General features: G+C 73.4%; 25 protein-coding genes and 1 riboswitch. Of the genes, 19 read left to right on the forward strand and 6 right to left on the reverse strand.

Features of this window, described 5'->3' with window-relative positions; genetic code table 11:
* Positions 1–2: 2 nt before the first annotated feature.
* The 3 genes from ACS5RC_RS20840 to cobU are packed head-to-tail and all read right to left on the reverse strand — an operon-like array spanning position 3 to position 2639.
* A complete protein-coding gene (locus tag ACS5RC_RS20840) occupies positions 3–1460 on the reverse strand; it encodes a cobyric acid synthase (protein WP_478345826.1) in 1458 nt (485 codons plus the stop codon).
* 28 nt (positions 1461–1488) lie between these two features.
* Positions 1489–2103 carry a cob(I)yrinic acid a,c-diamide adenosyltransferase gene (cobO, locus tag ACS5RC_RS20845; protein WP_478345943.1) on the reverse strand — a complete coding sequence of 205 codons (615 nt, stop codon included), beginning with the start codon at positions 2101–2103 and terminating at the stop codon, positions 1489–1491.
* Positions 2104–2108: 5 nt separating this feature from the next.
* Positions 2109–2639 (reverse strand): bifunctional adenosylcobinamide kinase/adenosylcobinamide-phosphate guanylyltransferase, encoded by a 531-nt coding sequence (cobU, locus tag ACS5RC_RS20850; RefSeq protein ID WP_478345827.1) that lies wholly within the window; start codon positions 2637–2639, stop codon positions 2109–2111.
* Positions 2640–2717: 78 nt separating this feature from the next.
* Positions 2718–2908, forward strand: a riboswitch (cobalamin riboswitch).
* A gap of 37 nt (positions 2909–2945) precedes the next feature.
* Here cobU and ACS5RC_RS20855 point away from each other — a divergent pair.
* The 10 genes from ACS5RC_RS20855 (at position 2946) to cobJ (ending at position 12320) form a co-directional block, all read left to right on the forward strand.
* A complete protein-coding gene (locus ACS5RC_RS20855; protein ID WP_478345828.1) occupies positions 2946–3128 on the forward strand; it encodes a CbtB domain-containing protein in 183 nt (60 codons plus the stop codon).
* Positions 3129–3149: 21 nt separating this feature from the next.
* Positions 3150–3893, forward strand: a complete 744-nt coding sequence (locus tag ACS5RC_RS20860) for a CbtA family protein (protein ID WP_478345829.1) — start codon at positions 3150–3152, stop codon at positions 3891–3893.
* Entirely contained in the window at positions 3886–4260 is a 375-nt protein-coding gene (locus tag ACS5RC_RS20865; RefSeq protein WP_478345830.1) for a DUF1636 family protein, read from the forward strand. Before ACS5RC_RS20860 ends, ACS5RC_RS20865 begins: the two co-directional genes overlap by 8 nt.
* A gap of 16 nt (positions 4261–4276) precedes the next feature.
* Positions 4277–5311: a cobalamin biosynthesis protein CobW gene (gene cobW / locus ACS5RC_RS20870; RefSeq protein ID WP_478345831.1), complete on the forward strand. Its 1035-nt coding sequence runs from the start codon at positions 4277–4279 to the stop codon at positions 5309–5311.
* Between the two features lie 76 nt (positions 5312–5387).
* Positions 5388–5510 carry a hypothetical protein gene (locus tag ACS5RC_RS20875; protein WP_478345832.1) on the forward strand — a complete coding sequence of 41 codons (123 nt, stop codon included), beginning with the start codon at positions 5388–5390 and terminating at the stop codon, positions 5508–5510.
* 1 nt (position 5511) lies between these two features.
* Positions 5512–8844, forward strand: a complete 3333-nt coding sequence (gene cobN, locus ACS5RC_RS20880) for a cobaltochelatase subunit CobN (protein WP_478345833.1) — start codon at positions 5512–5514, stop codon at positions 8842–8844.
* Positions 8841–10133: a precorrin-3B synthase gene (locus ACS5RC_RS20885; protein WP_478345834.1), complete on the forward strand. Its 1293-nt coding sequence runs from the start codon at positions 8841–8843 to the stop codon at positions 10131–10133. The genes cobN and ACS5RC_RS20885 overlap by 4 nt, the downstream gene beginning before the upstream one ends.
* Positions 10130–10762, forward strand: coding sequence for a precorrin-8X methylmutase (locus tag ACS5RC_RS20890; protein WP_478345835.1), 633 nt, complete (start codon positions 10130–10132; stop codon positions 10760–10762). The genes ACS5RC_RS20885 and ACS5RC_RS20890 overlap by 4 nt, the downstream gene beginning before the upstream one ends.
* Entirely contained in the window at positions 10762–11547 is a 786-nt protein-coding gene (locus ACS5RC_RS20895) for a precorrin-2 C(20)-methyltransferase (protein WP_478345944.1), read from the forward strand. Before ACS5RC_RS20890 ends, ACS5RC_RS20895 begins: the two co-directional genes overlap by 1 nt.
* A complete protein-coding gene (gene cobJ / locus ACS5RC_RS20900) occupies positions 11544–12320 on the forward strand; it encodes a precorrin-3B C(17)-methyltransferase (RefSeq protein ID WP_478345836.1) in 777 nt (258 codons plus the stop codon). Before ACS5RC_RS20895 ends, cobJ begins: the two co-directional genes overlap by 4 nt.
* Positions 12321–12334: 14 nt before the next feature.
* On the opposite strand, the gene ACS5RC_RS20905 is transcribed toward cobJ, so the two are convergent.
* Positions 12335–13069, reverse strand: coding sequence for a cobalt-precorrin-6A reductase (locus tag ACS5RC_RS20905; protein WP_478345837.1), 735 nt, complete (start codon positions 13067–13069; stop codon positions 12335–12337).
* On the opposite strand from ACS5RC_RS20905, the gene cbiE reads away from it, so the two are divergent.
* Genes cbiE through ACS5RC_RS20925 form a run of 4 tightly spaced genes read left to right on the forward strand, consistent with a single transcriptional unit; the run spans position 13068 to position 16877 of the window.
* Positions 13068–14306, forward strand: a complete 1239-nt coding sequence (gene cbiE / locus ACS5RC_RS20910; RefSeq protein WP_478345838.1) for a precorrin-6y C5,15-methyltransferase (decarboxylating) subunit CbiE — start codon at positions 13068–13070, stop codon at positions 14304–14306. The genes ACS5RC_RS20905 and cbiE overlap by 2 nt on opposite strands.
* Complete coding sequence (locus ACS5RC_RS20915) at positions 14303–14782, forward strand: cobalamin biosynthesis protein (RefSeq protein ID WP_478345839.1); 480 nt, start codon at positions 14303–14305, stop codon at positions 14780–14782. Before cbiE ends, ACS5RC_RS20915 begins: the two co-directional genes overlap by 4 nt.
* The gene (gene cobM / locus ACS5RC_RS20920; RefSeq protein ID WP_478345840.1) at positions 14779–15561 is read left to right on the forward strand and encodes a precorrin-4 C(11)-methyltransferase; all 783 of its coding nucleotides are present in this window, start codon (positions 14779–14781) and stop codon (positions 15559–15561) included. Before ACS5RC_RS20915 ends, cobM begins: the two co-directional genes overlap by 4 nt.
* A complete protein-coding gene (locus ACS5RC_RS20925; protein WP_478345841.1) occupies positions 15558–16877 on the forward strand; it encodes a cobyrinate a,c-diamide synthase in 1320 nt (439 codons plus the stop codon). The genes cobM and ACS5RC_RS20925 overlap by 4 nt, the downstream gene beginning before the upstream one ends.
* Before the next feature lie 31 nt (positions 16878–16908).
* Here ACS5RC_RS20925 and ACS5RC_RS20930 read toward each other — a convergent pair whose 3' ends face one another.
* On the reverse strand, positions 16909–17325 hold the full coding sequence (locus ACS5RC_RS20930; protein WP_478345842.1) for a helix-turn-helix domain-containing protein: 417 nt from the start codon (positions 17323–17325) through the stop codon (positions 16909–16911).
* A 318-nt stretch (positions 17326–17643) separates the two neighbouring features.
* Between ACS5RC_RS20930 and hmuQ the strand changes: the two genes are divergently transcribed.
* Together hmuQ and ACS5RC_RS20940 are read left to right on the forward strand one after the other, a co-directional pair.
* Positions 17644–17976, forward strand: coding sequence for a heme-degrading protein HmuQ (gene hmuQ / locus ACS5RC_RS20935; RefSeq protein WP_478345843.1), 333 nt, complete (start codon positions 17644–17646; stop codon positions 17974–17976).
* An 852-nt stretch (positions 17977–18828) separates the two neighbouring features.
* Positions 18829–20331 (forward strand): undecaprenyl-phosphate glucose phosphotransferase, encoded by a 1503-nt coding sequence (locus ACS5RC_RS20940; protein WP_478345844.1) that lies wholly within the window; start codon positions 18829–18831, stop codon positions 20329–20331.
* 59 nt (positions 20332–20390) lie between these two features.
* On the opposite strand, the gene ACS5RC_RS20945 is transcribed toward ACS5RC_RS20940, so the two are convergent.
* Positions 20391–20885, reverse strand: coding sequence for a Fur family transcriptional regulator (locus ACS5RC_RS20945; RefSeq protein ID WP_478345845.1), 495 nt, complete (start codon positions 20883–20885; stop codon positions 20391–20393).
* Positions 20886–21149: 264 nt separating this feature from the next.
* On the opposite strand from ACS5RC_RS20945, the gene ACS5RC_RS20950 reads away from it, so the two are divergent.
* From ACS5RC_RS20950 to ACS5RC_RS20960, 3 genes are all read left to right on the forward strand, one after another.
* Positions 21150–22046 (forward strand): metal ABC transporter ATP-binding protein, encoded by an 897-nt coding sequence (locus ACS5RC_RS20950; RefSeq protein WP_478345846.1) that lies wholly within the window; start codon positions 21150–21152, stop codon positions 22044–22046.
* Complete coding sequence (locus ACS5RC_RS20955) at positions 22043–22906, forward strand: metal ABC transporter permease (RefSeq protein ID WP_478345847.1); 864 nt, start codon at positions 22043–22045, stop codon at positions 22904–22906. The genes ACS5RC_RS20950 and ACS5RC_RS20955 overlap by 4 nt, the downstream gene beginning before the upstream one ends.
* Positions 22907–22967: 61 nt before the next feature.
* Complete coding sequence (locus ACS5RC_RS20960) at positions 22968–24140, forward strand: App1 family protein (RefSeq protein ID WP_478345848.1); 1173 nt, start codon at positions 22968–22970, stop codon at positions 24138–24140.
* Position 24141: the final 1 nt, after the last annotated feature.

The raw sequence follows: 24141 nt of genomic DNA on the forward strand, positions 1-24141 counted from the left end.
AGTCAGCGCGCCAGGGCGAGCAGCTTGTCGCAATCGACATGGCTCTCGAGGTGTCGCGCGAGGGCATCGAGCACGCGCTCGATCCCCGCCTCGTAGGATGCGCCGTCCGAGGCTGACCCGAGGCGCGCGAGCCAAGCCGCCCGCTGGCGGTCGTCGGCGAAGAGCCCGTGCACGTAGGTGCCGCAGACGCGCCCGTCGCCCGAGACCGCACCGTCGGCGCGTCCGTCCGAGAGACGGAGGAGCGGGCGCGCGACGTCGGGCCCGCTGGTCTCGCCCACATGCATCTCGTAGCCCGACAGGGGCACGGCGTCGGCACAGGTCCGGCCCTCCACCGCCTCCAGGCGCTTGAGCGGGGTCATCACGGTGTCGACTTCGAGGAGGCCGAGGCCCGGCACGGTGCGCGGCTCGCCCTCGATGCCGTGCGGGTCGCTCAGGCTGCGCCCGAGCATCTGGTAGCCGCCGCAGAGGCCCAGGATGTGGCCGCCGCGGCGGCGATGCGCCCGGAGGTCGATGTCCCAGCCCTCGCGCCGGAAGGCCTCGAGGTCGTCGATCGTGGTCTTGGACCCGGGCAGCAGCACGAGAGCGGCGTCGCCCGGGATCGCCTCGCCCGGCCGGACCAGCACCACGTTCACCGCCGGCTCCGCCCGCAGCGGGTCGAGGTCGTCGAAATTTGCGATCCGCGGCAGCACCGGCACCGCCACCGTGATGCGCCGGGCGGCCGTCCCGGTCGAGCCCGCCAGCCCGAGCACGTCCTCGGCCGGCAGGCGCGCCGCCTCGGGGAAATGCGGCACGAGGCCGAGCGCCGGCCAGCCGGTGCGGTCCGCGATCAGCGCCATGCCGTCGGCGAACAGGCTCGGATCGCCGCGGAACCGGTTGACGATGAAGCCCGCGATCATCGCGGCGTCGGCCGGGTCGATGACCGCCTTCGTGCCGACGAGGCTCGCGATCACGCCGCCGCGGTCGATGTCCCCGACGAGGATCACCGGCGTGCCCGTCGCCCGCGCGAATCCCATATTGGCGATGTCGCCGGCCCGCAGATTCACCTCGGATGCCGAGCCCGCCCCCTCCACCAGCACGAGATCGGCCTCGGCGCGCAGATGCTGGAAGCTCGCCTGCACGGCCTGCATCAGCCTCGGCTTCCAGGTCTGGTAGTCGCGCGCCTGGACGGTGGCGACCATGCGGCCCTGGACCACGACCTGGGAGCCGACCTCGCTCTGGGGCTTCAGCAGCACCGGGTTCATGTGGACCGAGGGCGCCACGCCCGCCGCCCGCGCCTGGAGGGCCTGCGCCCGCCCGATCTCGCCCCCGTCCGGGGTGACGGCGGCATTGTTCGACATGTTCTGCGGCTTGAACGGGCGCACCCTCAGGCCGCGCCGGGTGAAGGCGCGGGCGAGGCCCGCCACGATCAGGGACTTGCCGACATCGGAGCCGGTGCCCTGGATCATCAGCGCGCGGGTCATCGGCGGACCGCTTCCAGGCGCCGGCGCATCAGAACTCGATGCCCTCCTGCGCCTTCACCCCGGCGGCGAAATGGTGCTTCACGCTGCCCATTTCGGTGACGAGGTCGGCGGCCTCGATCAGCGCCGGCTTCGCGTTCCGGCCCGTCACCACCACGTGCAGATCGGGGCGGCGCTCGCGCAGCGCCGCCAGCACCACGTCGAGGTCGAGATAAGCGTAGCGGAGCGCGATGTTGAGCTCGTCGAGGACGAGGAGGCGCAGGCTCGGCTCGGCCATGAGGGCCAGCGCCCGCTCCCAGGCCACCCGGCAGGCGGCGATGTCGCGCGCCTTGTCCTGCGTCTCCCAGGTGAAGCCCTCGCCGAGCGTGTGCCAGGAGACGCGGTCGCCGAAGACCTCGACCGCGTGGCGCTCGCCCGTGTCCCAGCCGCCCTTGATGAACTGCACCATGCCGACGCGCCAGCCGCGCCCGAGCGCCCGCAGCATCAGCCCGAGCGCCGCCGTCGACTTGCCCTTGCCCGGGCCGGTATGGACGATCAGAAGCCCCTTCTCGATCGTCTTGCCCGCGACCTCGGCATCCTGGACCGCCTTGCGGTTCGCCATCTTCTCGCGGTGGCGTTGGGCCTCCGCGTTCTGCGTGGTCACGATGTCGGTCACGGCAGGCCTCCGGCAGGTTTCACGATCATCGGCAGGCCCGCAACGGTGAACACCACCCGGTCGGCCTGCCGGGCGAGCCGCTGGTGCAGCCGGCCGGCGGCGTCGCGGAAACGGCGGGCGAGGGCGTTGTCCGGCACGATGCCGAGGCCGACCTCGTTGCCCACGAGCACGACCGGCCCGGCCGCGGCGGCGCAAGCCTCGCCCAGGGCGAGGCTCGCCGCCTCGACGTCGGCCTCCGACAGGATCAGGTTGGTGAGCCACAGCGTCAGGCAATCGACGAGCACCGGGCCGGCCGCCGCCGCCACCGCCTCCGGCAGCGCCAGCGGCACGTCGCGGGTGATCCAGGCGGCGGAGCGCCGCGCACGGTGCTCGTCGATGCGTGCGCGCATCTCCGCGTCGTAGATCTCGGCAGTGGCGAGGTAGAGCCAGGGCGCCGGACTCCGCTCGATCAGCGCCTCCGCGTAGGCGCTCTTCCCCGAGCGCGCGCCGCCGAGCACCAATGTCATCCGCGGTTCGGTCTGAAGCATGCGCCCCTTTGCCCCGGCATGACGCGATCGTCAAAGCCGTCGGGGCCGCAGGCGCGTTGTGCGGGGGACCGCGACAGGCTATGACCGATCGAGGACGGTGCCCTCGCGAGAGGGTGAAAAAGGGAATGCGGTGAGGGGAAACCCGATTCCGCGGCTGCCCCCGCAACTGTAAGCGGCGAGTTCCTGCCAGAGGCCACCGGCGAGAGCCGGGAAGGCGGCAGGCGCGAGGATCCGCGAGCCAGGAGACCTGCCGTCCCCCGACCATTCCTCGAACGCCGCCGGTGGGGCGGCCGGAGACGCCAGACCATGACGACGCTGACCCAATCGCAGACCCTCGCCGGCACCCGCACGAACGAGCGCCTCGGCGCCGTCCTGCTGGCCGCCTGCCTCGGGCTCGGCCTCGTGTTCCTCGCGGGCTTCTCGCCGGCCTCGGCGCTGCACAACGCGGCGCACGATTTCCGGCACACCCAGAACTTCCCCTGCCACTGACCGCCTGAAGCAGCCCGCTTCATGATTGTCCGGCTCCTGTCGGCGGCGCTCGCCGCCGGCTTCCTCGCGGCCGTGGTCGCGACAGGCCTCCAGATCGCCCTCACCTCCCCGCTGATCATCGCGGCCGAGCGCTTCGAGACGCACGATGCACAGGCCGCTCGGACGCTGCCGATCGTGCTGGCGCACGCCGTTCCGGCGCACGACCACGCCGCGCCCGAATCCGCGCCCGAGTGGCAGCCCGGCGAGGGGTTGCCGCGCATGGTGTTCACCGGGCTCGCGACGCTCGTCGGCGGCGTGGGCTACGCGCTGCTCCTCGGCGCCGTGATGCTGGCGCTCGGACGCGACCCGACGCCCGAGCGGGCGCTCGGCTTCGCGGTGGCGGGTTTCCTCAGCGTCGCCCTGGCGCCGGCCCTCGGCCTGCCGCCGGAGCTTCCGGGGAGCGAGGCCGCGCCGCTCGCCGCCCGGCAGGCCTGGTGGGCGATGACGGCCGCGGCGACCGGCATGGGCCTCTATCTCATCGCGATCCGCCGCAGCGCGATCGCCATCGCGGGCGGGCTCGTGCTGATCGTGGCGCCCCACATCGCCGGCGCGCCGGAGGTGGCGGCAGCCAAGTCCGAGCTGCCCGCGGGCCTCGCCGCGCAGTTCGCCGCCCGCTCGCTCGCGGTCGGCTTCGTGTTCTGGGCGGTGATCGGGCTCGCCTTCGGCTGGGCTTGGCAGGCTTTCGGCCGCTCTGCCCCGGCGCGTGAGGGCCGGGCGCGTGGCTGAGGCGACGATCCTCTACGTGTGCACGACCTGCCGGGCCGAGGGCGACGATCCGGACGGCCCGCGCGCGGGCGCACGCCTGCTCGAGGCGCTCCGCGCGGCCGCGCAAGAGGGGACGGACCTGCGCATCGAGGGCGTCGAGTGCCTCTCGGTCTGCAAGCGGCCCTGCACCGTCGCGGTCGCTGCCCACGACCGCTGGACCTACGTCTACGGCGATCTCGACCCGGCCGAGTCGGCGCGGACCATCCTGGAGGGCGTCGGCCTCTATGCCGGGACGCCCGACGGCATCGTTCCGTGGAAGCAGCGCCCCAAGGCCTTCCGCACGGGCGTGATCGCCCGCATTCCCCCGTTTCCGCCCCGCGCGGAGTGAGAACGCCGAGACCCGCATGAGCATCGTCAGCAAGGTCCCGTGCACCATCGTCACCGGCTTCCTCGGAGCCGGCAAGACGACCCTGGTGCGCCACGTGATCGAGAACGCCGGCGGGCGCCGCCTCGCCATCCTGGTCAACGAGTTCGGCGATGTCGGCTTCGACAAGTCGTTCCTGGCCGCCTGCGGCGTCGAGGGCTGCACCGAGGAGTCGATCGTCGAGCTACCGAACGGCTGCATCTGCTGCACCGTGGCCGACGATTTCGTGCCGGCGCTGACGAGCCTGCTCGACCGGGCCGATCCGCCGGAGCACATCCTGATCGAGACCTCGGGCCTCGCCCTGCCCAAGCCCCTCGTGCAGGCCTTCCAGTGGCCGGCGATCCGCGGCCGGGTGACAGTGGACGGCGTCGTCGCGGTGGTGGATGGCCCGGCCGTCGCCGCCGGCGTCTTCGCCGACGACCCGGAGGCCTCGGCCGCCCAGCGCGCCGCCGACTCCGCGGTCGATCACGACAATCCCCTGGAGGAGGTGTTCGAGGACCAGCTCCTCTGCGCCGATCTCGTGGTGCTCAACAAGGCCGACCTGATCGACGCCGGGACCCGCGCGCGGGTTCGCGCTGAGGTGGAGGCGCAGCTGCCGCGTGCCGTGAAGGTGGTGGAGACCGAGCGGGGCGCGATCGATCCGCGGGTGCTCCTCGGCCTCGCCGCCGCCGCCGAGGACGACCTCGACGCCCGCCCCTCGCATCACGGCGCGGGCGAGGACCACGACCACGACGACTTCGAGACGGTGGCCCTGCCGATCCGTCCCGCCGCGACGCCCGGCGACCTCGCTGCCCGCGTCGAGCGGGCCGCCGAGACGGCGGGCGTGCTGCGGATCAAGGGCTTCGCCGCTGTCGAGGGCAAGCCGATGCGCCTCGTGGTCCAGGGTGTCGGGCGCCGGGTAAGCCACCATTTCGACCGGCCCTGGCGCGCCACCGAGGCGCGCGACGGCACGCTCGTGGTGATCGGTCTCAAGGGCTTCGACCGCGACGCGGTGGCCGCCGCCCTGGCCGGTTAGGCGTTGCCCGGCGGCCGCGGTACAGTCTCGTCGCCCGCTTGAGCGAACCCGGATGCGCGACCGCAGACACGAACCCATGAGCGACGAGGCGGTCTCCGCCGGGCAGGAGGGCCAGGCGGAGCGCTTCGAACGCGTGGGCGTCGCCTTCCCGGGCTCCGTGCGGCTCGCCGGGGATGTCCCGCCGGGCCCGGCGGCCTGACATGCACCTGATCCGCATCGATACGGTCTCCCTCGACGAGGGCGAGGCGGCCGTCGATCTCGGGCAGGCGCCCGGCGAGATCGTGCTGCTCTCCTTCACGGATTCCGACCTCCTCGGCGTCGCCAACGCCCTCGCGGCGGAGAGCGCGGCGATGCCGAGCCTGCGGCTGGCCAAGCTCGCGCGCCTGCGCCATCCGATGTCGGTCGACCTCTACGTCGAGACGGTGGTGGCCAAGGCCAGGATCGTGGTGATCCGTTGCCTCGGCGGCCTCGATTACTGGCGCTACGGCATCGAGCGCTGCGCCGCGGCGGCGCGCGCGCGCGGCATCCGCCTCGTGGTGCTGCCGGGCGACGACCGGCCCGACCCCCGGCTCGACGCCTTCACGACGGCGCCGGAGCTCGCTCCCGTGCTCGACGCCTATTTCCGCGCCGGCGGGCCGGCCAACCTCCGCCAGATGCTGCGGCGGCTCGCGGTCGAGACCGGGCGCGCGCTCGCCGTCGAGCCCCCGGCTCCCCTGCCCCGCGGATTCCCCTGCTGTCCCGGCTGCGGCCCGGTGAGGCTTCCCCACGCGCTCGCCCTCGGCGCCACCGTCATGCCGGAGGCCCGCGGCCACGCCCTCGTCCTGGTCTATCGCTCGGCCGCCCTCGGCGGCGATCTCGGGCCGGCCGCCGCCCTGATCGCGGCTCTGGGCCGGCGCGGGATCGGCTCCGTGATGGTGGCCGTGTCGAGCCTGAAGGACCCGGAGGCGGTGGAGGCGGTGCGCGCGGCGATCCGGGCGCGGCGCCCGGACCTGATCGTCGCCGCCACGGCCTTCGCGGCCCGCGAGGATGCGGGCTTCGTCCTCGACGAGGCCTCTTGTCCGGTGCTGCAGGCCTATACCCTCGGATCGAAAAGGGAGGCCTGGGAGGCCTCGGCGCGGGGAATGGGCGCGGCCGACCTCGCCATGCAGGTGGCGCTGCCCGAGTTCGACGGGCGGCTCTCGGGCTTCCCGATCTCCTTCAAGGAGGAGAGCGCCGAGGTCGAGGGTTTCGCCGAGCGGCGGGCGATGCCTTATCAGCCGGGCATCGACGCCCTGGCCGAGCGCGCTGCGGCCTGGATCCGTCTCGCGCGGCTGCCTGCCCGGGCGCGCCGGATCGCCCTGGTCCTGTCCGACTATCCGGCCCGGGGCGGGCGTGCGGGCTTCGCCGTCGGCCTCGACACGCCAGCGAGCGCCCGCGCCATCGCGGCGGATCTCGGCGCGGCCGGCTACGCGGCGGGCCCTTTGCCCGATGATGCCGCCCTGATGCGGGCGCTCACCGAGGGCGAGCCGGATGTCGCCATCCCGCTCGCCGCCTACGAGGCTTGGCTCGCCACCCTGCCCGAGACGGCCCGTGCGGTTCTCGACGCGCGCTGGGGAGCCCCCGCGGAGGATCCGGCCTGCCGCGACGGCGCGTTCCGGTTCCGCAGCGTCCGGGCCGCGGCGGACCGGCCAACGCCGGGCGGTCTGCGCGTCTTCCTCCAGCCGGAGCGCGGGCGGGGCGCCGATCGCAAGGCCGGCTACCACGACCCCGACGAGCCGCCGACGCACGCCTTTCTGGCCTTCCATCTCGGGCTGCGGACCGATTTCGACGCCCTGATCCATCTCGGCACCCACGGCACGACCGAGTGGCTGCCCGGCAAGGCGGTCGCGCTGTCGCCAGACTGCTGGCCGGCGCTCGCGGTCGGCGCGCTGCCGGTGATCTACCCGTTCATCGTGGACGATCCGGGCGAGGCCGCGCCCCTGAAGCGGCGGCTCGGCGGCATCGCGCTCGGACACCTCACGCCGGAGATCCAGCGCGGCGGGCGCGACCCGCAGACCATGCGCCTGCGCGAGCAGGTCGAGGAATATTCCGCCGCGAGCGTGCTCGATCCGCGCCGGGCCGACCTGATCGCCCGCGGGATCCTGGAGGATGCCGAGGCCCTGGGCCTGCTCGATGGTGCGGGCATCGCGCCCGGGACCGCGATGGCGGACGCCCTGGCGCGGCTCGACGCCCATCTCTGCGACCTCGGCGAGACGGCGTTCCGCGACGGGCTGCACGTCTTCGGCCGGGCGCCGGACGGGGCCGCGCCGGCCCGGAAGGCCAGCGCCGAGGCCGAGCGGCGCCACCTGCGCGCGGCGCTGGACGGCCGCTTCGTCCCGCCGGGGCCCTCCGGCTCCCCCTCGCGGGGCCGGGCCGACGTGCTGCCCACGGGCCGCAATCTCACCACCCTCGATCCGCGGGCGCTGCCGACGCGGGCGGCCGCGATCCTCGGCGCCCGCGCCGCCGACGCGGTGGTGACGCGCTACCTCCAGGACGAGGGCGCCTATCCCGAGCGGATCGTGATGGACCTCTGGGCCTCGCCGACGCTGCGCACGGGCGGCGAGGAGGTGGCCCACGCCCTCTCGCTGATGGGCGTGCGCCCGACCTGGGACCACGCCTCGACCCGCGTCACCGGGTTCGAGGTGTTGCCCCTCGCTCTCCTCGACCGGCCGCGCATCGACGTGACGGTGCGGATCTCGGGCGCCTTCCGCGACACCTTCCCGGACACTTTGGCGCTGATCGACCGCGCCGCCCGTGCGGTCGCCGCGCGGGACGAGGCGGACGACGAGAACCCCCTCGCCGCCGCCCGCCGCCGGGGCGAGGACGGCTCGCGCGTCTTCGGCGCCGCCCCCGGCCGTTTCGGCGCGGGGGCGGCCGAGACCGCCCTCGACGGCGCCTGGGAGACCCGCGCCGATCTGGGCGAGGCCTATCTCGAGGCCAGCGACCACGCCTACGGCGATGCGGCGGAGCCCTCCGGCGCCTTCGCCGAGCGCGTCGCCCGCGCGGACGCCTACGTGCATGCCTTCGACGTGGCCGAGCGCGACCTCCTCGACGGGGACGCAGCCGCCGACGCGATGGGCGGGCTCGCCGCCGCGGCGGCCCTGACCGGCGGCCGCCCCGCGCTTTACAGCCTCGACGTCTCCGAGCCCGAGCGGCCGAAGGCCCGCACCGCCCGCGAGGACGCGGCGCGCCTCGTCCGCGCCCGCCTCGCCGATCCCGACTGGATTGCCGGACAGCTCCGCCACGGCTACCGCGGCGCGCAGGAGCTGGCGCAGGGCCTCGACGCGGTCTTCGTGCTGGCGGCCACGACCGACGCCGTGGCGCATGCCGATTTCGACCGTCTCTACGGCGCCTGGATCGCGGATTCCGAGGTGTTCGAGCGGATCCGAAGCGCCAACCCGGCCGCGACGCGCGCCATTCTCGAACGCTTCGACGAGGCGCGGGCGCGCGGCCTCTGGATCTCCCGCCGCAACGCCCTGCCGGCTGATGCGCTCCTGCCGGAGGCGGCCGAGTGAGCGCCCCGCGCCGCAGCCTGCCCGAGGCCGCCTCCCGCCGCGGCTGGTGCCCGGGCCTCGCCCGGCCGATGCCGACCGGGGACGGGCTCCTCGCCCGGATCCACCCGCCGCTCGGCCGTCTCACCGTGGCCCAGGTCCGGGCCGTGGCCGAGGGCGCGCGCCGCCACGGCAACGGCCATGTCGACGTGACGGCGCGGGCCAATCTCCAGATCCGCGGCGTGAGCGCGGCGACGCAGGGCGCCCTCGCCGAGAGCCTCACCGCGGCGGGCCTCGGCGACCGCCGCCGCGATGGCGGCCCGCAGCGCCTGACGCTGACGAGCCCGCTCTGCGGCCTCGACCCGGAGGCATGGATCGACGGGGTCGCGCTGGCGTGCCGCGTCGAGGCGGCGGGCCTCGCCGTATCGCCGCTGCCCGCCAAGACCCTGGTGGCGATCGAGACGGGGGGAGCCAGCGGCCTGCGGGAGGCCGAGGCCGACATCGCCGTGCGCGCCACGGCGCCGGGACGCGCCGCCATCGGGCTCGCGACGGAGGACGGCCCGGCCTGGATCGCCGAGCGTCCGGAGGCCGACATCGCCGGGGCGGTGGCGATCCTGCTGCGCGGATTCGGCGCCAGCGGCGCGCGGCGGGTGCGCGACCTGTCCGGGCCGGCGCGTGCCGCGCTGGTTGCCGAGATCGGCGGCGCACCCCTTCCGCAGCGTTCCCCGCCGCAGCCCACGGCCTGCGCCGGCCTGCATCCCCTGCGCGACGGACGCGTGCTCGTCGCCGTCGACGCCCCGTTCGGGCGCTGCGGCGCCGACGCGCTCGATCGGCTCGCGGATGCGGCGGACGGCACCGACGCCGTCCGCCTGTCGCCGAGCCGCGGCTTCGTCTTCGCCCTCGCCGCGCCGCGCGCGGAACGCCTCCTCGCGCGCCTCGCGGAGGACTTCATCGTCGCCGCCGAGGATCCGCGCCGCGCCGTCGCGGCCTGCCCCGGTGCGCCGGCCTGCGCCTCGGGATCGACTCCGACGCTCCATGACGCCGCTCGCCTCGCCGAGGCTTTCCGGCCCTTCGCCGCCCGCGGTTTGAGTGCCCACGTCTCCGGGTGCCGCAAGGGCTGCGCCGAGCCGCGCCGGGCTGCTCTGACGCTCGTCGCCGAAGGCGGCCTCTACGGCGTCCTGACCGACGGCGCGCCGGGCGATCCTCCCGGCGAAAGGCTGGCTTTCGAGGTCGTGCTGGAACGCGTAAGAGGGGCCGCAACGACCAAGACCAACGGCCTTCTCGGCGACATCTTCCCTGGGACGAACACATGAGCGCGCGCCTCGACTACCTGCGCGACGGGGGCGCGATCTACGCCCGATCCTTCGCGATGATCCGAGCGGAATCGGACCTCGCCCGCTGGTCCGGCACGGCCGAGCGCGTCGTGGTGCGGATGATCCATGCCTGCGGCATGACCGACCTGCCGCGCGACGTGGAGATGTCGGACGACTTCGCCGAGAAGGGCGAGGCGGCGCTCCGCGCGGGCGCGCCGGTCCTGTGCGACGTGCGCATGGTCGCCGACGGCGTCACCCGCAGCCGCCTGCCCGCCGACAACCGGGTGATCTGCACGCTGGGCGATCCCCGCGTGCCGGGGCTCGCCGCCGAGATGGGGACCACCCGTTCGGCCGCCGCGATGGAGCTCTGGCGCGAGCACCTGCCGGGCAGCGTCGTCGCCGTCGGCAACGCGCCGACCGCCCTGTTCCGCCTGCTCGAGCTGCTCGACCAGGGCGTCGGCGCGCCGGCGGCGGTGATCGGCATTCCGGTCGGCTTCGTCGGCGCGGCGGAATCCAAGGAGGCGCTCGCCCGGGACGGGCGCGTACCCTTCGTGGTGGTGCATGGCCGCCGCGGCGGCAGCGCCATGACGGCCGCCGCGGTCAACGCGCTCGCGCACGAGGTCGAGTGATGGAGGCGGGCGGCATCGAGGCGGAGATCCGCGGCAGCGCGGAGGCGCAGGCCTGCGTCGTCACCGGCACGCTCTACGGCGTCGGCATGGGGCCGGGCGATCCGGACTACCTCACCCTCAAGGCGCTGCGGGTGCTGGAGCGCGCGCCGGTGCTCGTGCATTTCTGCAAGAAGGGCCGGCGCGGCAACGCCCGCACCATCGCGGACGCGGTGCTGCGCGATCCCGCCCGCGAGATGGCGCTGGCCTATCCCTACACCACCGAGCTCCATCCCGAGCACCCCGACTACGTCTCGGCGCTCGCGGCCTTCTACGACGACGCGGCGGGCCAGCTCGCCGACCATCTCGGCGCGGGCCGGGACGTGGCGATCCTATCGGAGGGCGATCCCTTCTTCTACGGCTCGTTCATGCATCTCTGGCGCCGCCTGAAGGATCGCTTCCCGGTGGAGGTGGTGCCGGGCGTCACCGGCATGTCGGGCTGCTGGACCCGGGCGGGCACTCCGATCACCTGGGGCGACGACGTGCTGACCGTGCTGCCCGCGACCCTCCCGGCCGAGACCCTGGTGGAGCGCCTGCGCGGCACCGACGCCGCGGTGGTGATGAAGCTCGGGCGCCACTTGCCCAAAGTGCGCGCCGCCCTTGCCGAGGCCGGCCTGCTGACACGTGCCGTCTACGTCGAGCGCGGAACGATGGCGGGCGAGCGGGTGGTTCCGCTCGCGGAGAAGGGCGACGACGCGGCGCCCTATTTCTCGATGGTGCTGGTGCCCGGCGAGGGCCGGCGCCCGTGACCGACTCCGCAGCGGCAGGCAGCGTCACCGTCATCGGCCTCGGACCGGGCGATCCCGGCCTGCTCACGCACTCCGCCCAATCCGCCCTCGACGCGGCGCAGGATCTGATCGGCTACATCCCCTACGTCGCCCGCGTGCCCGAGCGGCCAGGCCTGACGCGGCACGCCAGCGACAACCGCGTCGAGGTCGACCGCGCCCGCCAAGCCCTCGCGCTGGCCGCCGCGGGCCGGCGCGTCGCCGTGGTCTCCGGCGGCGATCCCGGCGTCTTCGCCATGGCGGCGGCGGTCTTCGAAGCTGTGGAGCACGGCGATCCGGCCTGGCGCGACCTCGCCATCAGCGTGGAGCCGGGGATCACCGCGATGCTCGCCGCCGCCGCCCGGCTCGGGGCGCCTCTCGGCGGCGATTTCTGCGCGCTCTCGCTCTCCGACAATCTGAAACCCTGGCCCGTCATTCTCGCCAGGCTGGAGGCGGTCTTGCGGGCCGACCTCGTGGTGGCGCTCTACAATCCGATCTCCTCCGCGCGGCCCTGGCAGCTCGGCGCCGCACTCGATATCGCTGCCGGGATCCGGCCGGCCGAGACGCCCGTGATGTTCGCCCGCGCGGTGACGCGGCCGGACGAATCGCTCCGGGTGATGACGCTGGCCGAGGCCCGCGAGGCCCCGGCCGATATGGCGACCCTCGTGATCATCGGAGCCTCGGCCACGCGGCTCATCCCGCGCGCCGACGGACGGTCCTACGTCTACACGCCGCGCAGCGTGGCGGCGCGCGGCTGATGGGAGCGGCCGGATCAGGCCCTCAGCAGGCGATGCAGAGCCTCCTCGGGCCCTGCCACCGCCTCCACGGACGGCTTCTCCGGCGGGCGCACCATCACCACGCCGATGCCGAGCGCGCGCGCGGCAGCGATCTTGGCGTAGGTCGCCGGGCCGCCCGCATTCTTGCTCACCAGCACCTCGATGCGGGCCTCGCGCAGGAAGGCCGTTTCGGCTGCGAGATCGAAGGGCCCCCGGGCCTGGATCTCCTGCACATTCGAAACCCGGAGGGCATCCCCGATCGGCTCGATGGTGCGGACGTGATAGGCGTGCTGGGGAGCGGCCGAGAAGGCCGCGATCTCGTTGCGCCCGACCGTGACGAAGACGCGCCGCGGTGCGGGCCCGATCGCCAGGGCCGCCTCCGCCACGCTGCCGACATCCACCCAGCGGTCGCCGGGCTCGCGCTGCCAGGGCGGGCGACGGATCGCCAGGAGCCGGATGCCGGTGAGCGCGGCCGCCCGCGCGGCGTTGCGCGAGATCACGGCCGCGAAGGGATGCGTCGCATCGACGAGACAAGCGATCTCCGCCGTCCTGAGGAAGGCCGCGAGCCCTTCGGCGCCGCCGAAGCCGCCGGTGCGGGTCGGGACGGGCTGCGCCTCGGGCGCGGCGGTCCGTCCGGCGAGCGAGAGGGTGACGTCGAGGCCTGGACGTCCGGCGAGACCGCGGGCGAGCGCGCGCGCCTCGCCGGTGCCCCCGAGGATGAGGATCCGCATGGCCGCCTTGTCCCGCGACACTGAGCCGACGTCGAGTCCCTGGCTCGCGATCGTCGGCATCGGCGAGGATGGCCGCGCGGGTCTGAGCCCGGCCGCCGCCGCTGCCCTCGACGCGGCGGAGGTGGTCTATGGCGGGCGCCGTCACCTCGCGCTCGCGGGCCCGCTCTCGGCCGAGACCCGGGCCTGGCCGAGTCCGATCGACGCGGCCTATCCGGAGATTCTCGCCCGGCGCGGACGGCCGACCTGCATCCTGGCGACGGGGGATCCCTTCCACTACGGCATCGGCGCCGAGATCGCCAGGCTCATCGGGCCTTCGGAGTTCCGGGCCTTTCCGCAGCCATCCGCCTTCAGCCTCGCCTGCGCCCGCCTCGGCTGGCCGCTCGCCGAGTGCGGCTGCCTGACCCTGCACGGCCGGTCGCTGCCGCGGATCCTGCCCCACCTCCAGCCCGGGGCGCGCCTGCTCGTCCTGTCGTGGGACGAGACCACGCCCGCGCAGGTCGCCGCCCTGCTCACCGAGCGCGGATTCGGCGCCTCGCGGCTGATCGTCCTCGAGGCGATGGGCGGCCCGCGCGAGCGCATCCGGGACGCCTCGGCCGCGGGGTTCGACCTCGACGGCATCGATCCGCTCAACACCCTGGCGATCGCGCTGGAGGGCGGCGCCGAGGCGCGCTCCATCGCGCTGAGCGCCGGGCTGCCCGACGCCTGCTTCGAGAATGACGGTCAGCTCACCAAGGCGGAGATCCGGGCCGTGACGCTCGCGGCGCTGGCTCCCCGGCTCGGCGAGCGCCTGTGGGATATCGGCGGCGGCGCCGGCTCCGTCGCGATCGAGTGGATGCTGCGCCATCCGAGCCTCCGCGCCGTCGCGGTCGAGGTTCGGGCGGACCGGGCCGAGCGGATCGGGCGCAACGCCGCCGCCCTGGGCGTGCCCGATCTCGCGGTCGTCGTCGGCCGGGCCCCGGCCGCTCTCGCGGGCCTGATGCGGCCCGATGCGGTCTTCATCGGCGGCGGGGTCTCCGAGCCCGGTGTGATCGCCGCGGCGCTGGAGGCCCTCGGACCGGGCGGGCGCTGCGTGGCGAACGCCGTGACCCTGGAGGGCGAGGCGACCCTGCTCGATGCGTTCCATCGACACGGCGGCGCGCTGCGCCGCATCTCCGTGGCGCGCGCCGATCCCGTCGGCGGATTGCACGGCTGGCGCAGCGCGATGCCGGTGACGCAATGGACGTGGACGCGCCGATGAGCGCCGTCGGCCGGAGCGGTGCGCTCGTCGCGGGGATCGGGTTTCGCAAGGGGACCGGGCCGGAGGAGATCGCGGACCTGCTGCGCCGCGCGCTGGCCGCGGTCGGTCGGGAGCCCGCTGCTCTGGTCGCCGTCGCGGCGCCCGCCGATCGCGCGTCAGAACCGGCGCTCGCCGCGGCTGCGGCCCGGTTCGGGCTGGTGCCGCTCGCTCTCGGCCCGGAGGCCCTCGCAGCGGCGAATGCCCGTGTGATGACCCGCTCGGCCCGGATCGAGGCCTTGCGCGGCGTCGGCTCGGTCGCGGAGGCCGCGGCGCTCGCCGCCTCCGGGCCCGACGGGACGCTCGCCCTGCCGCGGATCGCGAGCGCGGGCGCAACCTGCGCCCTCGCGTCGATCGCCATCGACCGCGGCTCGGATTTCGGTCACAGCCCCGGGATGCGGCACGCCGCTGACCGGTTGCGCCCCTCGGAAACCTCATGACCGTCCATTTCATCGGCGCCGGCCCGGGTGCCGCCGACCTCATCACCGTCCGGGGACGCGACCGGATCGCCGCCTGCCGGGTCTGCCTCTACGCGGGCTCCCTCGTCGCCCCGGAGATCCTCGGCTGGTGCCCGCCGGGCGCCCGGATCGTCGACACGGCACCCCTCGACCTCGACGCGATCGTCGCCGAAATCGAGACCGCCCACCGGCTCGGCCAGGACGTCGCCCGGCTGCACTCGGGCGATCTCTCGATCTGGAGCGCGCTGGCCGAGCAGATGCGTCGGCTCGACCGGCTCGGCATCGCCTACACCGTCACGCCGGGCGTGCCGGCCTTCGCCGCCGCAGCGGCCGTGCTGCGCCGGGAACTCACGGTGCCCGGCCTCACCCAGTCGGTGGTGCTCACCCGATCGTCGGGCCGCGCCAGCGCGATGCCGGAGCGCGAGCGGCTCGCGACCTTCGCCGAGACCGGCGCCACCCTCGCGCTGCACCTCTCGATCCACGTTGTGGAGGCCCTCGTCGCCGAGCTGATCCCGTACTACGGCGCGGACTGCCCGGCCGCCGTGGTGTTCCGCGCCACGTGGCCGGACGAGCGGGTGATCGAGGGCCGCCTGGCCGATCTCCCGGCGCGCGTCGCGGAGGCTGGCCTCGAACGCACCGCTCTGATCCTCGTCGGGCCGGCCCTCGACCCGGCGGAATTCCGCGACAGTGCCCTCTACGCCCCCGATTACGACCGTCGTTTCAGGCCGGGCGGCGCCGTCGCGTCGGAGGGTGCGCGATGAGCGTCCCGGGCCTGATGATCGCCGCGCCGCGATCTAGCTCCGGCAAGACGACGGTCACGCTCGCCCTGATGCGGGCCCTCGCCCGCCGCGGGATTCGGGTCCGCGGCGCCAAATGCGGACCCGATTACATCGACCCCGCCTTCCATTGCGCGGCGACGGGACACCCGAGCTTCAACCTCGACAGCTTCGCCATGGGGCCCGCCCTGCTCGATGCCGTGGCCGGGCAGGTCGCGTCCGGAGCCGAGCTCGTGGTGGCCGAGGGCTCGATGGGGCTGTTCGACGGCGTGCGTGCCGCCGAGCAGCGGACGGGAGCGAATTCCGACATCGCGGCGCGCTACGGCTGGCCTGTGCTGCTCGTCATCGACGTCTCGGGCGCCGCGCAATCGGCGGCGGCGGTGGCGCTCGGCTGCGCCCGCTACGATCCCGCCATCCGCGTCGCCGGCGTGATCCTGAACAAGGTCGCGAGCCCCCGCCATCGTCGCTTGGTCGAGGCCGGCATGGCCCGCATCGGCATTCCGGTGCTCGGCGCTCTCGGACGCGATCCGAGCCTGACCCTGCCGGAGCGCCATCTCGGGCTCGTCCAGGCGCGGGAGACCGCGGACCTCGCAGCGCGTCTCGATCGGCTGGCCGATCTCGCCGAGGCCAATCTCGATCTCGACGCGATCGTCGCCTGCGCCGCCGGCCGGCTCCCGACCCCGTCGGGAGCCCTGCCCCGCCCACCCGGGCAGCGGATCGCCGTCGCCTCGGACGCGGCCTTCAGCTTCCTCTATCCCCACCAGGAAGCCGGATGGCGCGCGGCGGGAGCCGAGCTCGTGGCATTCTCCCCCCTGGCCGGCGAGGCGCCGCCGGACGATTGCGACGTGTGCTGGCTGCCCGGCGGTTATCCGGAGTTGCATGCCGGGCGTCTCACGGACGCGACACGCTTCCGCGACGGCCTCGCGCGATTCGCCGAGACGCGCCCGATCCACGGTGAGTGCGGAGGCTACATGGTTCTCGGTGAGAGCCTCGAGGATGCCGACGGCGTGGTCCACCCGATGGCCGGTCTGCTGCCCGTCGCCACCAGCTACGCCAAACGGCGGCTGCATCTCGGCTACCGGGTCGCGCGCCTCGTTGCCGACGGCGTCCTCGGTCCGGCAGGCTCACGCCTCGTCGGGCATGAATTCCATTATGCGGGCGAGACGACCGCCCCGCCGCAGGCGGATCAGGCTCTTGCCCGCGTCACCGATTCGGAGGGAGCGGATCTCGGCTTCGGCGGGCATCGCCGCGGCCTGGTGACAGGCAGCTTCTTCCACCTGATCGCGGCCGAACCGGAATAGCGCGACCATCCGGGCGGTCGCGCAGGCAGGCTCAGTTGGCGGCGCTCTCTTCGGCCGCAGCCTGCGCCTTGGCCTGGGACAACCGGGCGGCGGCCCGGACGATCGAGAGGACGTCGCGCCGGACCTGGTCGTCGTGGATCGCCGCATAGGCCCGCAGGAGCTCGATCGCCCCGTGCGCGCTCAGGAAACCGAACACGTCCTCCTGGGGCGCGTCGGCATTGGCCTCATCCTCGAAGAACGCGGAGACGGGGACCTCGAGCAGTCGGGCGATCTCGCGCAGGCGGCCGGCACCGACGCGGTTCTGGCCCTTCTCGTATTTCTGGACCTGCTGGAAGGTGACGCCGACGGCATTGCCCAGCGCAGTCTGGCTGAGGCCGCGTGCCTTGCGCAACGCTGTGATGCGAATGCCGACGAGGCGATCCACGTCGGTCGTTTGTTTCGGCATCATCGGACCAGGGTTATCCTCTACGAGTCGTTCGCTGCGTCGATACGTCCTTGAGGTCGAAGGGGGGCGCCTCCGCCCCGCCATCCCGCCGGTCGCGTTCGATCGCCGGACCGGAGGTTCGCTCTCGGTGAGCGCGATGACAGTCGAACTCAAGCGTTTCGCTCGCAGCGCATATTTCTTAAGCTCAAGTCGGACCCGAAGTCCATGTCCGCCCGCGCGGGTCGCTGCCAATCGCCCCCGGGGTGTAATGCTGACCTCTCGGTTGACTCGTCGCGCCGCGCGGCCAATTCCTCCCCGTGGCGAGGACGCACGGAGACCGCGATGTTTATCGCAATGAACCGCTTCAAAGTGGTTAAGGATGCGGCAACCGAGTTCGAGCAGGTCTGGCTCGGGCGCGACAGCCATCTCGGCGAGATGGCGGGATTCGTCGAGTTCCAGCTTCTGAAGGGCCCCGAAGCCGAGGATCACATCCTCTACGCCTCGCACACGGTCTGGCGGTCGCGGGCCGATTTCGAGGCCTGGACCCGGTCCGAACAGTTCCGGAAGGCGCATAGCCGCGCACCCTCGACGAAGCCGCTCTATCTCGGCCATCCGAATTTCGAGGGGTTCGAGTCCGTCCAGACCCTGGTGAGCGCCGACGAAGCGGCGGCCTGATCCTGCTCGCCCCCCGGCCAGCGCCGGTCGGCGGGCGGACAGACCGAACGATAGAACGGCTGCAACCCGATCCGTGACGGGGTTGCGTATCGGCAGCGGATCGGCGCGAGCCTTGGCCGGTCCGCAACCTCGCCGAGTGCGCCGGGACCGGACGCGAAGCCGGAATGCAGGCCGGCGCCGAGCCCGATGCGCGGCTGCGCGGATTGCAGGTCCCTGACCGGCTTCGCCCGCTCGCCGTAGCTTGCGGGGCCTGTTCCCCCCGGACCCGGTCCTCTCATCGGCCCGTGGCCCGAGCCGATCGGCGCCCGCTCCGGAGCGGCGGTGATACCGCCGCGCGAGGCCGCGGGCGTTAAGGCCACCGCGTCCGCCTCGGGCGGAGGGTGCGCAGACTTACGAATTGCAACGACGAAGACGCCCGCATCGCAGTGCCGGAAACCGTTCGTCGCCCGTCGAGGCGCACCGCGCGGCAGCGACAGGATATGGGAAGTCCGACGGGCGAGCCCCTTTCGGTGAGCGTCGCTCGGCTCGCCACAGCGTCGCGATCGCAGCACCGGTGGCCCGAGAGAACGAGGCGACCCGGGCATCCCCGCGCGATCGCGGTGCAGGCCGCGTGACCCGCCGCTGAAGCCTCACCCGCGCCGGACGCAGGCAGATCCTCAGCACTGCGAGTCCGCCCGCCAGCGCGATCGCCGGCACCGTATGGCGCGCGCGATACCACGGGCTCCCCGAGCAGCGGGTGCCGGGATGACCCCGCCGCCGGGGTCCGTCGCTTGCTGCCAGATACCGCGAAGCAGGATCGGAATGCCGATGGCGTGCCGGTTCGACACAGTTCCAGCGGAACAGGCGCGGAAGATGTTTCAACATCGTCTACCCGAGACCTTCGACCCGGTCCCGATGCCTCGGCAACGTCGCGCCGTCTGGTCGGCCCTGATGCCCCAGCGCGGACGCGCGCTCTCGCGCCTGGGCCTGTCGCTCGCGGTGGCCGTCGTCGATCTGCTCGCCGTCTTCGGAACGGCCTTCCTCGTCGAGGTCGGCGTGAACATGGCCGCCGGAAAGGTGCCCTTTCCCCTCGAGGACGACCGCGGGATGCGTCTTGCCGGTCTGCTCGCCCTGGCGCTCCTGACGATGACCGGGCTCCGGGGCTTCTATCGCATCGAGAGCCTGCTCGAACGGCGCCCGCAGCTCCAGCGGACCGCCATGCTCTGGCTGTCGGCGTGGGCCGTCATGCTGGTGATCGGCTTCGCCACCAAGACGACCAGCGACTTCTCGCGGCTCGTGGCCGGAACGGTCTTCGTGCTGGGCCTGCCCGTGGTGATGATCTGCCGCGTGCGTATGGCGTCCGTCGTCCGGCGGATCATCACGCCGGCCTCGCCGTCCGTCAGCCGCGTCCATCTCGTCGGCTTCGAGGAGGATATCGCGCGCTTCTACGCCAACAACGATGCGGAGACCCTCGGCGTGCGCGTGATCGGGACGAGCTACCTGCGACAGGTCGCGCCCGATGCCGACACGATCGGTCGCCAGGCGCAGATGGCCGAGGATCTCGACCTCGCCGTCTCGGTGGTCCGCTTCCTGCGCCCGGACGATGTCTTCATCCTGATCCCCTGGACGGATGCGGCGGAGGTCGAGCGCTGCATCGACGCGTTCCTGCGCGTGCCGGCCGCGCTGCATCTGCGTCCCGGCACCGTGCTCGACCAGTTCCCCGACATGCAGGTGACCCGGGTCGGCCGGCTCTCAGGGATCAATATCGGGCGCCGTCCGCTGAACCTCGCCGAGATCCTCCTGAAGCGCGTCTTCGACCTCACCATCGCGCTGCTGGCGCTGGTGATGCTGGCGCCGCTCTTCGCCGCCGTCGCCGTGGCGATCAAGCTCGACAGCCCCGGCCCCGTCTTCTTCCGCCAGCGCCGCTACGGCTTCAATCAGCAGGCCTTCGGCGTGTTCAAGTTCCGCAGCATGCGAATCGATCAGGACGCCACCTTCCGGCAGGCGACCCGCCACGACGCGCGCATCACCCGCATCGGCGCCCTGTTGCGCCGGACCAACCTCGACGAGCTGCCCCAGCTCATCAACGTGGTGAAGGGGGAGATGTCCCTCGTCGGACCGCGCCCGCACGCCCTGGCGCACGACCGCAGCTTCGAGCGGCGCATCGCCCTCTACGCCCGGCGCCACAACGTGCGGCCCGGCATCACGGGCTGGGCCCAGGCCAACGGCTATCGCGGCGAGACCCTGACCGACGAGGACATGGAGCAGCGCGTCGCCCACGACCTGCACTACATCGACAATTGGTCGATCTGGTTCGACATCCAGATCATGATCCGGACGGTGTTTTCCCGGCGCGCCTACCGGAACGCGTTCTGACCGCGCATGCGAGGGGCCGGGACGGAGCGGGCGAGCCCGTGCGGTCCGGCTCCGCGCGATCAGGTCCCGGCCGGGCGATCCCGGCAGGCACCGCACTCGCCCTCGACCTCGAGGATGCGGCTGGCGGGCGTGAAGCCCGCCCGGGCGAGCGCCCGCCCCAGGCCGGCCTCGACCTCGGGCGCGGTCGTCTCGCCGATCCCGCCGCAGGAGCGGCAGATCAGGAAGACGAGGCCGTCCTCGGCGGCATGCTCGTGCGCGCAGGAGACGAAGGCGTTGCGGCTGGCGATCCGGTGGACGAGCCCGTTCTCGGTCAGGAAATCGAGCGCGCGGTAGACCGAGACCGCGGCGATCCGGCGGCCCGGCGTGCTCAGGCGCTCGGCGATGTCGTAGGCGCCGAGCGGCCCGTGCGCCGCAGCCACGGCCTCAAGCACGTCGCGGCGCAGACGCGTGAACTGGAGGTCGCGCTCGCGACAGAGCCGCTCGGCGCGAGCGAGCACGTCGAGGGGCGCATCGCCAGCCCCGTGATCGTGGTCGTGCGCACCGTGCTCGTGCATGCCATCCCCCGGGAAGACCGGCCGGCGCGAACGCGATTGAACGCTGCCGCTGTTACAGTGTATCACCCTCCGATATAGGCGGCCTCCCCGATCGCGGCAAACCGCTCGTGGCCGCAGGCCTTTCTCAGCTACGGCGCCCGTGCCCCCATCGCATCCGTCTTCCAGCCGCCCCTCTCTGTTCAGCAGCGGGCTGGCCCTTCGTCTGGCGCTCGCCGCCGGCCTGTCGGTGCCGCTCTGGCTGGCGATCCTGTGGGCGATGGCGGCGTGAGCGCCGCGCCTGCCGCTCCGGCGTTCCGCCTCGACGGCCTGACGCTGGGCTACGACCGGCACCCCGCGATCCACCATCTCGACGGGACCATCCAGACCGGCGATCTGCTGGCTCTGGTCGGACCGAACGGGGCCGGAAAATCGACGCTGCTCAAGGGCCTCGTCGGCGAGATCCCGTGCCTGGACGGCGCGATCCGGCACGGCGTGCCGCGCGCGGGGCGGGCCTACCTGCCGCAGGCCGACGAGATCGACCGCAGCTTCCCCATCAGCGTCCTCGACCTCGCCAGCATGGGGCTCTGGCATCGGGGCGGCGCCTGGCGCAGCCTGCTGCGCCAGCGCGACGCCGTGCGCGCGGCGCTCGCGGCCGTCGGCCTGTCGGGCTTCGAGGAGCGCCCGATCGGGACGCTCTCGGGCGGGCAGTTCCAGCGCGCCCTGTTCGCGCGCCTGATCCTGCAGGACGCGCCGGTGATCCTGCTGGACGAACCCTTCACCGGCGTCGACGCCCGCACCGTCCAGGATCTGCTCGCCCTGATCGCGCTCTGGCACATCCAGGGCCGCACGGTGGTGGCCGCCCTGCACGATCTCGGGCAGGTGCGGGCGCATTTCCCGCGCACGCTGCTCCTGGCGCGCGAGCCGGTCGCGTGGGGGCCGACCGAGACGGTCCTGACGCCCGCCAATCTCGCCCGCGCAGCGAGATTGTCCGAGGCCTGGGACGAGACGGCCGGGATCTGCGAGGGGCCGGCGCACGAGCACGGCGCCCTCGCGCATGCCGAACCGCACGACCATGACGCGCCGCCGCCGGGCGATCCGGGTGTCCATCCTGGTACGGGCCAAGGTGCCGGCCAAGGTGCCGGCCACCCCCATGCCGGCCATCGCCACGGGAGCGCGGCATGATCGATCCGGTCGCGCCCTTCCTCGAATTCGGCTTCATGCGCCGCGCGCTCGCGGGCTGCCTTGCCCTGTCGCTCTCGGCGCCGCCGCTCGGCGTGTTCCTGATGCTGCGCCGGATGAGCCTGATGACCGAGGCGATGAGCCACGCCATCCTGCCGGGTGCGGCTGCAGGCTTCCTCGTCGCGGGGCTGTCGCTTCCGGCGATGACGCTCGGGGGCCTCGTCGCCGGCCTGCTCGTGGCGCTGCTCGCCGGGCTCGTCACCCGCTCCACCGTGATCCGGGAGGATGCGAGCCTCGCGGCCTTCTACCTGATCTCGCTGGCGGCGGGCGTGCTCCTCGTCTCCCTGCGCGGCTCGCAGATCGACCTGCTGCACATCCTGTTCGGCAGCGTGCTCGCCCTCGACGACGACGCGCTGTTCCTGCTCGGCGGCATCGGCACGCTCACGCTGTTCGGCCTCGCCGCGCTCTACAGGCCGCTGGTGATCGAGTGCGTCGATCCGCTCTTCCTCCGCACGGTCAGCCGGGCGGGCGGTCCGGTGCACCACGCCTTCCTGGGCCTCGTCGTGATCAACCTCGTCGGCGGCTTCCAGGCACTGGGCACGCTTCTCGCCGTCGGCCTGATGCTGCTGCCCGCGATCTCGGCGCGGTTCTGGGCGCGCGATCTCGGTGGCCTGATCCCGGTCTCCATGCTCATCGGCGTGCTGTCGAGCCTCGGCGGCCTCACGGTCTCCTATCACCTCGACCTGCCGAGCGGACCGGCGATCGTGCTCGTGGCGGGCGTGCTCTACCTCGCCTCCATGGCGGCGGGTCCGCGCGGCGGGCTGGTCTGGCGCCTCGTGCGCGGCCGTCACCTCGAGGCCTGAGCGCCGAACTTTCCGCCGCCTCGGATCATATGCATGGATCTGAGGCGGAGTGCGGAGCGGGATGGCGCGTTCGAAGGTGCATCGGGCCAGCGTCAAGGCGCTGCGCCTGCTCACGCGACCGGTGCGGCGGGCGCAGGGCCGCGGCGGCATCGTGCTCGAGCCCTATCGCGGCTACGGGTCCTGCGACGAGATCTTCCTGATCGGCCGGGTCTTCCGGCAATCGCGCTCGGATCCGTCCGCCGACCGCGACAGCCTGCGCGACCTCTGGCGCGACGTCGGGCGTCGCATCGCCCGCCGGACCATCCCGGGCGCCGCGGTCACAGCCCGGTTCTGCGGCACCGAGCAGCGCGTGGCGACCGACGCCGACGGCTACTTCCGCATCCATCTCAACCCGCGCGTTCCGCCCGCGGCCGACGGGCCCTGGCACCGGGTCGATCTCGTGCTCGACGCCGATCCGGTGGTCGAGGCGCGCACCGAGGTGTTCATCCCGTCCCAGCGCAGCCGCTGCGTGGTGGTCAGCGACATCGACGACACGGTGATGCGCACGGGCGTCGCCAACAAGCTCCTGATGCTGTGGCGGCTCTTCGTCGAGGATGCCGAGAGCCGCGTCGCCTTCCCGGGCGTCGCCACGCTCTACCGCGCGCTCCATGCGGGCGGCACGGGGGACGAGAACAACCCCATGCTCTACGTGTCGCGGGCGCCCTGGGGCCTCTACGACGTGCTGAGCGAGTTCTTCACCCGCCACGCCATCCCGGCCGGGCCGATCCTGTTCCTGCGCGAATGGGGCCTGTCGTGGACGCATCCGTTGCCGCGCAAGGCCGAGGATCACAAGCGCGTACTGATCGCCCACATGCTGGCGCTCTACCACGACCGGCCCTTCGTCCTGATCGGGGACAGCGGCCAGCACGATCCCGAGGTCTACGCGGCCGTGGTCGCCGAGAATCCCGGCCGCGTGCGGGCGATCTACATCCGCAACATCTCGGCCGACCCGAAGCGCCTCGCCGAGATCGCCGCCATCGCGGAGACCGTCACCCGGGCGGGCGCCAGCTTCGTGCTGGCCGCCGACAGCGTGGCGATGGCCGAGCACGCGGCCGGTCTCGGCCTGATCGCATCTGACGCGGTCGCCGCGGTGGCGGCCGAGCGCGAGGCCGGTGGGTCAGACGCCGGCCCGCTCGAGGCGATCTTCGCCCCGGCCGAGCCGCCGCCCACCGTCGTGGCCGAGCCGGAGCGCTGAC

The sequence above is a fragment of the Methylobacterium sp. HJ2 genome (assembly GCF_056431005.1).